Source organism: Pseudomonas sp. PB103 (genome assembly GCF_009764635.1).
Classification (GTDB): domain Bacteria; phylum Pseudomonadota; class Gammaproteobacteria; order Pseudomonadales; family Pseudomonadaceae; genus Aquipseudomonas.
In genome coordinates, this window is sequence record NZ_RWIL01000171.1 from 8,851 (window position 1) to 23,008 (window position 14,158).

Annotated in this window: 1 protein-coding gene (cut by a window edge); it reads right to left on the reverse strand. The window is 63.4% G+C overall.

Annotated elements, in window-relative coordinates; genetic code table 11:
• On the reverse strand, positions 1-14,158 hold the 3' portion of the coding sequence (locus EJA70_RS29385; RefSeq protein WP_158836032.1) for a non-ribosomal peptide synthase/polyketide synthase. Its footprint extends 3,686 nt past the window's final position; 14,158 of the gene's 17,844 nt are visible here — the last part of the coding sequence; its start codon lies off the right edge, out of view — the gene reads right to left on this strand; it ends in the stop codon at positions 1-3.

The following is a 14,158-nucleotide window of genomic DNA, read 5'->3' on the forward strand; positions in this document are numbered from 1 at the left end:
TCAGGACAATATTTCGCCCGCCGGCACTTTCCGGCCGTCATGCCACCACGCCGCGAAACTGAAGACGTTGGGCGCCTTGAGAATCGTGAAATGGTTGCCCGGCCCGTACCAGACCGCCAGGTCCGCGACCTGCCGTTGCCAGCCTTCGACCATCGCCGCTTGCTCGCGCTGATTGCCCCACGCATCCAGCGTCGGGTCATCGACCAGCGCCAGCCGCACGGGGCCGGTGTAGGCCAGTTGCGGTTGATAGACCGTGCGCAGTGCCGTGGCAAAAGTGCGGACCGGGCCGTGCATCGCCTGCTCCGATGAGCGCGCCGACAACACGCCGGCGCGGACCATGCCTTGGTGCAACAGGCGCATTTGCACAGTCTCGTCAGCCTCGGCAAAGGCTTGCGGATCGATGCCCAAAGACTTGCCGCTGGACAGCTGCAAGGTCTCGATCAACCGCTCCAGCGCGGCGGTCGTCGTATACGGTTTGCCCGCCGTGCCGTTACCACCGGGGGCTTCGCTGTCGATCAGGGTCAAGGACGCCACTTCACGCCCGGCAGCCTGCAATTGCACGGCCATGGCATGCACGACCCAGCCGCCGAACGAATGGCCGATCAGGTGCACCGGGCCTTGCGGATACAGCTGTTCGACGGCTTGCAGATAACACTTCGCCGCCGCTTCGACCTGACTGTGCGGTACGCCGCTGCCATCGAGCCCGCGCGGTTGCAGACCAAAAATCGGCCATTCCGGGCCAAGTGCTTCGGTCAGGTGAATAAACCCGGTGACGCTGTCGCCCGCCCCCGGCACGCAAAAGATCGGCGCATGCCCGACGTGGCCGCTCTGGATGGTCAACAACGGCTGGTAGGCCTGTGGCTGCGGGACCTGCGCCGTGGCCATGGCCAGACTCAAGGCCTGGCCGAGCGCCTGGATATCCGGGGTTTTCATCATGCTGCGGTGGTCACCCGGCACATCGATGCAACGCAGCAATCCAGTGGCGACCTTGGTCTGCCAACCACGGGTCGGACTCGGCTGTGCCTGCCCCGGCATCAGTGCCTGAGCGCGGAACAAATGCACCGGCTGACTGGCCGGGCTGACCCGGTAGTGCGCCAGCGCCAGGCCATGAGCGGCCTCGCGATCAAAGTAACTCCAGGCGTCCGCTGCGCTCAGTGCAGCCAATTCCGGGTCAGGTAATTGCTGTTCGCAGCAGCGCAGGAACAGTTCGTCGAAGCCGATGAGTTCGACTTCAGCCTCAAGCCTTTCGACATCAGCCAACGCCTGCAGCCCTTGTTCACCAAGCATTTGCGAACGCGCCCGACAATGTTCGAGCAATTGACGCTTGTCGCGATGCTCGCCGCTCCAGCGGGTTTTATCCTGACTGGCCGGGTGCGGTGCATAAGTATCGAGCAGGCCGACAAACGCCACGGCCTCATCGAGACCGAGCAATTGCTGCGCGACTTCATAGGCCAGCAAGCCACCAAACGACCACCCGGCCAGACGGTAAGGGCCGTGCGGCTGCACCGAACGGATGATCCCGACCATCCGCGCAGCCATGCATTCAAGGGTGCGCAGTTGCGGTTGCCCCAGAGGCACACCCGGCAAACCGTAAATCGGAAACTGACCGTCGATGTGCGAGCCCAATGCCGGGAAATACACATCCCGGCCGCTGAATTCATGGATCAGGAACAGCGCATGACCGCCCTCGCCCGGCCGCACCACGACCAGCCCTTCCGGCTGTTCAGGTATACCGCTGCGCTGACTGATCAGCGCTGCCAGTGATTCGATACTCGGCCGCTGGAACAGCTCCGCCAGCGTCACCTGTTGCCCCGCCCGCTGCAGCAAATTGACCAGACGAATCGCCAGCAATGAATGCCCGCCCAATTCGAAGAAGTTGTCGTGGCGTCCGACCTGCTCGACATTCAGCACCTCACTCCAGACCCGCGCCAGTAAGGTTTCGACCTCGCCTTGAGGCGCTTCGTAGTGCCGGCTGAGCACGGCGTCGAAGCCCGGTGCCGGCAGCGCCTGGCGGTCGATCTTGCCGTTGGGACTCAACGGCAAGACGTCGAGCGCAACAAACGCGCCCGGTACCATGTATTCGGGCAACTGCTCGAGGACGAACGCCCGCAGCGTGTCGATCGCCGGCACAGCACTGCGATCAACCGCAGTGAAATAGGCGACCAGACGCTCGTCGCGCATCAGCACCACCACCTCGCGCACATCCGGGTGCTGGATCAATCGCGCTTCGATTTCACCGAGTTCCAGGCGCAAGCCGTGCAGCTTGACCTGGAAGTCGTTACGCCCGAGGAATTCGAGGTTACCGTCCGCGCGGTAACGCACCAGATCGCCGGTGCGGTACAAGCGATCACCAGCCACGAACGGGCTGTCGATAAAGCGCTCGGCCTGCATCTGCGGCAGTCCCCTGTAACCGCGCGCCACGCCGACACCGCCGATGTGCAACTGGCCAATAACGCCGAGCGGCACAGCCTGGTCGTGCGCATCGAGCACATACAGCCGGGTGTTACAGATAGCCTTGCCGATTGGCAATTCAGATAACGGCACCGGCATGTGCGGTTCCAGCGTCCACGCCGTGCTGTCGACCGTGGCTTCGGTCGGGCCATACACGTTATGCAGGCGCACCCACGGCAGGTGCTGGCGCACAGCAGCGGCCAGCGCCGCCGTGAGTTCACCGCCGCCACAGAACACATCGGTGAGGCTGGTGCACTCACTGACCTCCTGCAGCTCAAGAAACTGCTGCAACAACGCCGGCACAAACTTGACCACCGTAATGCGTTGCTGACGAATGACTTGCGCCAGATACGCCGGTTCCCGGTGACCGCCCGGCCGTGCCAATACCAGACGCACACCCGCCGTCAGCGGCCAGAAGAACTCCCACACCGACCCGTCGAAACTGAAGGGCGCTTTCTGCAACAGCGCGCCGTCAGTGGTCGGCGGGCAGATCTGCGACCCCCAATGCACCAGATTGCACAGGCCACGATGCTCGAGCATCACGCCTTTCGGCGTACCGGTCGAACCCGAGGTGTAGATCATGTAGGCCAGATTCGAAGCACTCAGGCCGGGCACCTGCGGATTGCTGTCTGACTGGTCGTGCCAGCTGCATTGATCAAAGTCGATCAGCAGCGCATCGGTCGCGGCGAACAGCGCCCGGGTCGTCGTGTGTACCAACACCGCCGTCGGCGCGCAGTCCCTGAGCATGTAGTCGAGGCGCTCCGCCGGATAAGCCGGATCCAGCGGCACATAAGCGCCACCGGCCTTGAGAATGCCGAGCAGCCCCACCACCAGATCGAGTCCACGCTCGACGCACAGCGCCACCCGCGCATCCGGCCCCACACCCTGCTCGCGCAGATGATGCGCAAGACGGTTGGCGCGGGCATTCAGTTCGCGATACGTCAGGCTGTGTTCGCCGATCTGCACGGCAATGGCATCCGGCTTACGCTGCACCTGCGCTTCGAACAGGCTCTGAATCGGCTGCTCGACCGGGCAATCAAGCGCCGTCGCATTGAATTCGCCGAGCAGGCGTTGCTGCTCATCCGCCGCAAGCAGCTCGACTTGCGCCAACACAGCCTGGTCATCGCTGACCAGCGCCGCCAGCAAGCGCTGGAAGTAACCGACAAAACGCCGCACCGTCGACTCATCGAACAACGCCGTGGCGTAGCGCAGCGCGCCGCGAACGCCTTGCGGAGTTTCACCCAGACTCAACGACAGGTCGAACTTCACAAAGTGATTGTCCCCGGCGACGCCTTCCAGCGTCAGGCCGCCCAGTGCCAAAGCGGGCGCAACGCTGCTGTCCCAGCTCAGCAGCGTCTGGAACAACGGTGTGTGGGCAAGGCTGCGCAGCGGCCGGGTGATTTCCACCACGTGTTCGAACGGCAGATCCTGATGCGCCTGCGCCGCCAGCGTCTGCGCCTTGACCCGCGTCAGCAGCGCTGCCCCCGTCAGATCGCCTGAGGTATCGATACGCAACGCCAGGGTGTTGACGAACATGCCGATCAGCCCCTCGATCTCGGCGCGGGTACGGTTGGCCACCGGCGAGCCGACCACCACATCGGACTGTCCGGACAAGCGAGCCAGCAACATCGCCCAGGCACTCATGATGACCATGTACGGCGTCACGGCGTGGCGCTGACACAGCGCCTTGAGACCGGCGCTGGTCTGCTCGTCCAGCACGATTTCGACACTGCCGCCGTGGTGATCCTGTTGTGCCGGACGCGGACGGTCAGTCGGCAGGCTCAGCAACGCCGGCGCTCCGGCCAGCGTCTGCTGCCAGTAATCGCTTTGACGCTGCAGCACCTCACCGTTCAGCCAGCGCCGTTGCCACACCGCATAGTCGGCGTATTGCAGGGTCAGCGGCGGCAGCGGATCCTCCTCGCCATGGCTGAACGCCTGATACAGCGCCATCAATTCGCGGGTCAGCACGCCCATCGACCAGCCGTCGGAGATGATGTGATGCATGGTCAGCAACAGCACATGGTGATCATCGGCCAGCCGCACCAGACGTCCACGAATCAATGGGTCGTCCTGCAAATTGAAGGGCCCGCGTGCTTCCGTATCGAGCAACGTACGCAAGGCCTCGGCGGTCTGCGGGTGTTGGCGCCAATCTTGCTCGATCAGCGGCAGGCCACTGTCGACCGGAGCAATCAGCACCTGTGCCTCGTCGTTGAATTGCGCGAAACGGCTGCGCAGGGATTCGTGGCGCGCAACGATTCGCGCCAATGCCCGTTGCAGGGCCACGGCGTCGAGTCGACCACGCAGGTGCAAGCCCAAAGGAATGTTGTAGGCGGTGTTGCCGCCGTCCATCTGCGCGAGGAACCACAAGCGTTGCTGGGCGAACGACAGCGGCAGCGCCTGATCTCGCGGTGCCGGCAGAATCTCGGGCAAGGTGCTGCGTTCGGCCTGACCCAGGACCTGGGCAACCGCCGCCAGTTCCGGGTTGGCAAACAGATCGGCCAGCGCCAGCTCCACGCCCAACTGCTGACGCACCTGGGACAGCATGCGCATCGCCAGCAACGAGTGGCCGCCGAGTTCGAAGAAGTTGTCATGACGGCCGACCTGTTCGACCTGTAACACCTCGGCCCAGACCTGTGCGAGGCTGATTTCCAGTGCATTGGAAGGTGCCTCGTAAACCCGACTGAGCAGTGCCTCCTGTGTCGGTGCCGGCAGTGCCTTGCGGTCGACCTTGCCGTTATTGTTCAGCGGCAATACCTCGAGTTGCACCCACGCCGTCGGCACCATGTATTCCGGCAGTCGTGCGTGCAATTGCGCGTGCAGTTCGGCGCTGTCCAAGACGCCATCGTGCGCCGTGTAGTAAGCCACCAGACGCGTGGCGTCCTGACCGTCGCGGCGCGCCAGCACTACCGCTTCCTTGATCCCCGGGCAGTTCAGCAGGCGGTTTTCGATTTCCCCCAGTTCGATGCGGAAGCCACGGATCTTCACCTGATCGTCGTTGCGGCCGATGCAGTCGAGTTGCCCCGGCGCCAGCCAGCGCGCGAGGTCGCCGGTGCGGTAGAGCAGCGCACCCGGTGTTTCGCTGAACGGATCGCAGAGGAATTTCTCGGCGGTCAGATCCGGTCGATTCAGGTAACCCAGCGCCACGCCCTGCCCGCCGATGTACAGCTCGCCGGTCACGCCCATCGGCACCGGTTGCTGATACGCGTCGAGCACGTACACCTGCGTGTTGCCGATGGGGCCGCCAATCGGCACGCTCTCGGCATTTTCAGCCACCGCCTTCACTTCGAACGTCGTTGCGTAGGTGGTGGTTTCGGTCGGGCCGTAGCAATGCACGATGCGCAATGCCGGGGCCTCGGCCAGCAGGCGCCGGAACGCCGCCGGATCGCCACGCTCACCGCCGCACAACAGAATCCGCAGGCCCTTGAGCGCCTGCGGAATCAGTTGCACGTACTGGTTGAACAGCGCGGTGGTGACAAACAGGATCGTCGCACCGCTGGCACTCAGTTCACGGCCGAAGGCATTCGGATCAAGCAGGGTTTGATGGTCGATGATCACCACGCGACCGCCGTTGAGCAGTGGCCCCCAGATGTCCATGGTGCTCGCATCGAACGCCGGGTTCGAGGCGAACACCACACGATCCTGCGCAGTGAAATCGGCGTAACCGTTGTTGAGCACCAACCGACCGATGCCCCGATGCGGCACCATCACCCCTTTCGGCGTGCCGGTGGAACCGGAGGTGTACATGATGTACGCCAGCGCTTCGGAGGACTGCACAAGATTCGGATTGTGCGTCGGCTGGCCGTTGAGGGTCAGCGTGTCGAGATCGATGCGCGGCGCAGCGTAGGCAATGATTTCACTGCTCAAGGTCAGCAGCGCCACTGCCTGACAGTCCTCGACCATGAACGCCTGGCGTTCGCTCGGCGCATTGATGTCCAGCGGCACGTACGCCGCCGCACACTTGGCAATGGCCAGTTGCGCGACCAGCAGCTCCAGCGAGCGCGGCAGCAGGATCGCCACGTGGTCGCCCGGTTGCACGCCGTGAGCGATCAGGTGATGGGCCAGTCGGTTAGCCCGGGCATTCAGCTCAAAGTAGCTCAGCGAATGCGCACCATGCACCGCCGCTACAGCCTTGGGATGCGCCGCAGCCTGCTGCTGGAAAACCCCGTGCACGGTCAGTGTTTGCGGGTAATCGCGCGCCGTGGCGTTGAAGTCGTACAGCAAGCGCTTGCGCTCATCCGCTGCCAGCCACGGCACCTGTTCCAACACCGTTTGATCACTGCTGATCATCGCTTCAAGCAAGCGCTGCAAGTACCCGATGTACCGCTCGACCGTCGACGCATCGAACAGCGCCGTGGCGTAGTTCAGCGAGCCGCGAATCACCCCGTTGACCTCGCCCAGTGTCAGCGTCAAATCAAACTTGGCGACATCGCCCGGTCCGGCGACGCCCTCCAGCGTCAGCTCGCCGAGCGCCAGTTGCGGGCCGACGCTGCTGTCCCAGTTCAGCGTGGTCTGGAACAGCGGGCTGTGCGCCAGACTGCGCAGCGGTCGGGCGATTTCCACCACTTGTTCGAACGGCAGATCCTGATGCGCCTGGGCCTCCAGTGTCCGCGCCTTGACCTGCGCCAACAGCGCTTCGACACTCACCGCGCCCGAGGTGTCGATGCGCAAGGCCAGCGTGTTGACGAACATGCCGATCAAGCCTTCGAGTTCCGCGCGGCTGCGGTTGGCCACCGGCGCACCGATCAGCACATCGGTTTGCCCGGACAGGCGACTCATCAGCGATGCCCAGGCGCTCATCACGGTCATGAACAGGGTCACGCCGTGACGTTGGCTCAAGGCCTTGAGCCCTGCACTCAGGCGCGGGTCCAGCAGCACTTCGAGGTTGGCGCCGGTGTAATCCTGTTGCGCCGGTCGCGGGCGATCGGTGGGTAGCGTCAACAAGGCCGGCGCGCCATCGAGGGTCTGCTGCCAGTAATGGCTTTGCCGTTGCAAAACTTCACCGCTGAGCCAACCCCGTTGCCACACAGCGTAGTCGCCGTATTGCAGGGTCAAGGCTGGCAGCGGATCAGGCTGACACTGGCTGAACGCTTGATACAACGCCATCAACTCAGCGGTCAGTACGCCCATCGACCAGCCGTCGGCGACGATGTGATGCACGGTCAACAGCAGCACATGATGCTCGTCGGCCAGGCGCACCAACCGTCCGCGAATCAACGAATCGTCCTGCAGATCAAAGGCTGTCGAGGCTTCTTGCGCCATCAATGCCTGCAAGGTGAGTTCGGCTTGCAAGTCTTGACGCAGGTCTTCCACGCGCAAGAGCAAACCGCTGTCGACCGGGGCAATCGACACCTGCGCAGTGTCGTCGATGCGGACAAAACGGCTGCGCAGGGTTTCGTGACGAGCCACGATCCGTGCCAGCGCCCTTTGCAGGGCATCGACGTCGAGGTGCCCGCGCAGGCGCAACCCGACCGGAATGTTGTACGCCGAGTTGCCGCCGGCCATCTGCGCCAGGAACCACAGGCGTTGTTGGGCGAAGGACATCGGCAGGGGTTGATCACGCGATACCGGCACCATTTGCGCAAACGTGCTGCGCCCGGCGCGATTCAATACTGCGGCGACTGCGCTCAATTGCCCGTCGGCAAACAGATCACTCAACGCCAGTTCGACGCCGAGGCGCTGACGGACCCACGAGACCATGCGCATCGCCAGCAGCGAATGGCCGCCGAGTTCGAAGAAGTGATCGTCACGACCAACCCGCTCGACTTGCAGCACTTCGGCCCAGATCTGCGCCAGTGCGGTTTCCAGCTCGCCTTGCGGCGCCACGTATTCGCGGGTCGGCAACGCGGCCAGATCCGGTTTCGGCAAGGCCCTGCGGTCGACCTTGCCATTGGCGGTCAACGGCAAAGCCTCAAGCCGGACAAACGCCGCCGGCACCATGTAGTCCGGCAACTGCGCCAGCAGATGCTCGCGCAACTCGCTCGCTGCGAGTGGACCGGCCCCCGCCTGTTCGGTGAAATACGCCACCAGTCGCGGCTGGCCGGGTTGATCCTCGCGGGCCAGCAGCACCGCTTCGTTGATCCCGGGGAGCTGATTGAGACGGGTCTCGATTTCGCCCAATTCAATGCGCATGCCACGGATTTTCACCTGGTCGTCGTTACGTCCCAAGTAGTCGAGCGAGCCGTCTTCGCGCCAGCGGGCAAGGTCACCGGTGCGGTACATGCGCGCATTCGGCGTGCGGCTGAACGGGTCGTGCAGGAAACGTTCGGCGGTCAGATCAGCACGGTTCAGATAACCCCGAGCGACTCCGCCGCCACCGACGTACAACTCGCCCATCACGCCCATTGGCACCGGGCGTTGCTGCTCGTCGAGCAAATAAACCGCTGCGTTCGCCACCGGTTTGCCGATGTGCAACGCCGCGCCCACTTCGACATGCCCGGAAGTGGCGACCACGGTGGCTTCAGTCGGGCCGTAGTTGTTGATCACAGCGAAGCGCTGCTGACGGCTGAACTGACGCAAGCGATCGCCACCGATCAGCAAGGTGCGTAAGGTCGGATGATCAAGGTTCTGGCTGAACGCGTATTCGGCGACCGGTGTCGGCAAAAAGCTCACGTCCAGCGGTTGCGCGCGCCACCAGTCGAGCAGTCCATCGATGTCTTCAGCGCCGTCATGGGTCGGTGCCAGGTGCAAAGTCGCGCCCGCGCACAGGGCCGGCCAGACTTCCCACGCCATCGCATCGAAACCAAAGCCAGCAAGACTTGAGGTGTGGTTGCCGGCGCGTAAATCGAACGTTTCACAATGCCAGTCGACCAGGTTGGACAGTGTCTGATGCTCGACCATGACCCCTTTGGGCAGGCCGGTGGAACCCGAGGTGTAGATCACATACGCCAGGTGCTTGACCGTCAAATCTGCTACCGAAGGGTTGTGCTGCGCCTGCGCCGGCCATGCGCACAGGTCGACATCAATCACTGGCACGCTCAGCAGCGGCAATTTCTCGTGCAGATCGCTTTGAGTGAGCACTGCGACTGGCGCGCTGTCGCTCAATAAATAACTGATCCGCTCGGCGGGATGCGCCGGATCGATCGGCACATAGCCGGCGCCGGCCTTGAGAATAGCGACCAGCCCGACCAGTGTGTCCAGACCCCGACGGGCGACGATGGCCACGCGGTCGTCGGCTTTCACCCCGTTGGCAATCAAGTGATGCGCCAACGCATTGGCTTGGCGATTGAGTTGCAAGTACGTCAGTGGCTGCCCGGCCAACACCGCTGCCACAGCCTGCGGACGCTCGGCGACCTGCGATTCGAAGCGCTGGGCAATCGTCAGCCCACGCGGGTAGTCGGCTTCGGTCGCATTGAAATCCATCAGCAACTGTTCACGTTCTGCTGCCGGCAAGATCGACAACCGATCGAAGCCCACGTGCGGCGTGTGCTCCAGCGCATCAAGCAGTACGCTTAACGCTCCCTGCATGTACCCGCAGATGCGCTGCGGATCAATGCCGGCCCCGGCCAATACCTTCAGGCGGAAGTCTTCGCCGAGATCGTCAACGCTGAGGGTCAGGCGATAGTTGCTGTGCTCTTCGGCATCGAGCAATTGCATGCCGTGCCACGCCGCTTGCACCTCGGCAGATATCGGCCCGACCGGGGCGCTATGACGATAATTGAGCAATGTGCTGAACAGCGGCGTGCCCGCCGGCATGGCGCTGCACTGTTGCACCTGCGCCAGTTGCGCATGTTCATGGGCGAGCAACTGACTCAGGCGTTCGTGGGTCGCCAGTGCGGCGCCTTTGACGCTATGAGTGTTCAGCTCGATGCACAGCGGCAAGGTATTGATGAACACGCCGAGCGCGCGCTCCGAGCCTTCACCGCCCTGCAATCGACCGAGCAACACCGTGCCAAACACCACGGCATCGCGCCCGGACAATTGCCCCAGCACCTGCGCCCAGGCGAGGTGCATCAGGCTGGCCGCGCTGACACCCAGGCGTCGCGCCTGTTGCCGCACGCTGTGGCTCAGTGAATATGGCAACGCCAACTGCGCCTCTTGCGCTGGCGCGTCGTCGACCCGTTGCTGACCATACGGCAAAGTCGGTTCATCAACAGCGCCGAGCATCTCGCTGAAAAAGCTTTGGTGCTCTTGTTCGCTCAGCCCGGAGCGGGTGTGCGCCACGTAATTGCGGTACGGCACCGGCTCGCTCAATTGCTCGGCATTGCCCAGCAGAAACGCCTGCATCTCGTGCTGCAACACTTCGAGCGCGACGTGATCCATCACCAGGTGATGGAACAGCAGCAATGCCACCACACGTTGACGGGCTGCATCGCGGCTGTAGACCACGCGCATCAGCGGTGCTTCGGCAACCGGCATTCTGTAGTTATCGACGGTAAATCGCGCATGCAGCTGACTCAGTGCATCGCCCGCTTCGGCGTCCAGTTGCAATGCCTCGCAGCTCAGCGAAGCCTGACGCCAGACCACTTGCACCGGCTCATCCAGCCCTTCCCAGAACAGCGAAGTACGCAGAATGTCGTGGCGCTCGATCACCCGTTGCAGGGCGTTGGTGAAGGTCTGCAAACGCTGTTCATCGGCGAAGGCAAACTGCGCCTGCAACACGTACGGATCGCCCTGCGCGGCCGACAGATGATGGAACAGGATGCCGGTCTGCAACGGCGCCAGCGGGTAGATGTCCTGCACATTGCGCGCGCCGCCGGGGACACTCGCGACGATGCGGTCGATCGTCGCTTGATCCAGCGCCACCAGCGGCAGCAGGTCGGGCGTGATGTGCGTGCAATCGGCCGGAATCAGGTTTGCCGGCACCGCCGCTTCAGGCGCCCCACCCACTGCCGCCGCCAGTGCGGCCAGCGTCGGTTGGCCGAACAGCACGCGGATATCCGCCGACAGCCCGGCGCGGCGCATGCGCGCAACCAGATTGACCGCCAGCAACGAATGGCCGCCCAGTTCGAAGAAATGATCAAAGCGCCCTACCCGCTCGACCTTGAGCAACTCGGCCCAGATCCCGGCAATCACGGTCTCGACTTCACCGACCGGGGCTTCGTACGCGCGGGTTTGCAGCGCCGATGGGTCAGGGGCCGGCAAGGCCTGGCGATCCAGTTTGCCGTTGGGGCTCAGTGGCAAGGCCGGTATATGCACAAACACCGCAGGCACCATGTAATCCGGCAAATGCTTGAGCAGTTGGCTGCGCAACTGTTCGATGTCCAGCGGCTCGCCGCTGTAATACGCGACCAGACGCTGATCGCCCGGCACATCTTCACGGGCCAGCACCGCCGCTTCGCGCACGCCGTCGATGTGCGCCAGATGCGCCTGGATCTCGCCCAGTTCGATGCGCAAACCACGGATCTTGACCTGATCGTCATTGCGCCCCAGGTACTCGATGTTGCCATCGGCCCGATACCGTGCGACGTCGCCGGTGCGGTACAAACGCGCGCCTGGCTGATCGCTGAACGGATCGTCGAAGAAGCGTTCGGCCGTCAGCTCAGGTCGATTCAGATAGCCCCGCGCCACCTGCACACCGCCCAGATACATCTCGCCGACCACACCGAATGGCACCGGTTGCTGATGAGCGTCGAGGACATACACGCGGGTGTTGCACAGCGGTTTGCCAATCGGCGGCGTGCTTTCCAGAACCGGCGAATCAGGCTCCAGCGTCCACACCGTGCTGTCGACAGTGGCTTCGGTCGGGCCATAAACGTTGTGCAGGCGCACCTGCGGCAGACGTTCACGCACGCTGCGCACCAACGCGGCAGTCAGCTCACCGCCACCACAGAACACATCGCTAAGGCTGCGGCACTCAACGACTTCTTCCACTTCAAGGAATTGCTGCAACAGCGCCGGTACGAACTGGATGACATTGACCTGTTGCTGACGAATCAGCTGCACCAGCGCCGCGGGATCACGGTGATCGTCCGGGCCGGCGAGAACCAGGCGCATGCCGCAGGTCAGCGGCCAGAACAGCTCCCACACCGAGGCGTCGAAGCTGAACGGGGTTTTCTGCAATAGTGCCGCGCCGGTCGTCAACGGACACAGGCTGGCGCTCCAGTGCAGCAAATTAGCCAGGTTGCGGTGCTCGACCATCACGCCTTTCGGCGTGCCGGTGGAGCCGGAGGTATAAATCACATAAGCCAGGTTCGCGGCACTCAGGTCCGGCACCTGCGGATTGCTCGACGCAAGGTCTTGCCAGGAGCAATGGTCGAAATCGACCAGTCCGCCGGCCCACCCACCGATCAGCGCGCGCGTCGGCGCATGTACCAGCACCGCTACGGGCGCGCTGTCCTCGAGCATGTAAGCCAGACGTTCGGCAGGATAACCCGGGTCCAGCGGCACATAAGCACCGCCAGCCTTGAGAATCGCCAGCAGACCGACCAGCAACTGCGGCCCGCGCTCGACGCAGATCGCCACCCGCGAATCGCGATCGACACCGCACCGGCGCAAGTGATGAGCGAGTCGGTTGGCGCGCCGGTTCAACTCGGCGTAACTCAAATGCAGCTCACCGGCCACCACGGCATCAGCCTCGGGCGTGCGCAACACCTGCGCCTCGAAACGACCGTGAACGGTCTGCTCAAGATCGTGTTTGACGGTGGTGTCGTTCAGATCAACCAGCAGATGCTGACGCTCGTCGTCAGCCAACAACGCGACCTGATCCAGTACCGCTTGATCGTTGCTGACCATCGCCTGCAACAGTCGCTGGAAGTAGCCGACATAACGCTCAATGGTCGATTCGTCGAACAGAGCAATCGCGTACTCCAGCACACCACGAATCCCGCCCGGCGCGTCTGCCAGCGTCAGCGACAGATCGAATTTGGCGAAGTGGCTCGGTTCGGCGACGCTTTCCAGGGTCAGATCGCCGAGACTCAGACTGGCGCCATGGCCGCTGTCCCAACTGAACATCACCTGAAACAACGGACTGTGCGCCATGCTGCGCGCAGGCTTGGTGATTTCCACCACTTGTTCGAACGGCAGGTCCTGATGCGCCTGCGCTTGCAGTGTCCGCGCCTTTACCTGCGCCAGCAGCGCCTCGCTGCTCAACTCGCCCGACGTATCAATACGCAGCGCCAGGGTGTTGACGAACATGCCGATCAGACCTTCGATCTCGGCGCGGGTGCGGTTGGCCACGGGCGAACCGATGACCACTTCGGCTTGCCCCGACAAACGACTCAACAGACTCGCCCAGGCACTGAGCATGAGCATGTACATCGTCACGCCGTGACGCTGAGCCAAAGCCTTGAGTCCCGCACTCAGGCGTTCGTCGAGCACCACGTCGACGGTGCTGCCGGCGTAATCCTGCTGCGCCGGGCGCACGCGGTCGGTCGGCAGCGTCAACAGTGCCGGCGCGCCAGCCAGGGTCTGGTGCCAGTATTCGCTCTGACGCTGCAACACCTCACCACTGAGCCAGCGCCGCTGCCACACCGCGTAATCGGTGTATTGCAGCGTCAGCGGCGGCAGTGGATCCGGCTGGCCATGGCTGAAGGCCTGATACAACGCCATCAGTTCACGGGTCAAAACCCCCATCGACCAGCCATCGGAGATGATGTGGTGCAGGGTCAGCAACAGCACGTGATGATCGTCGGCCAGCCGCACCAAGCGCCCGCGAATCAGCGCATCGTCCTGCAAATCAAACGGCCCCGAGGCTTCGCCCTGAATCAGCGCCTGCAAGGTTTCGTCGGGTTGCGGATGTTGGCGCAAATCTTCGACGCGCAGCAGCAAG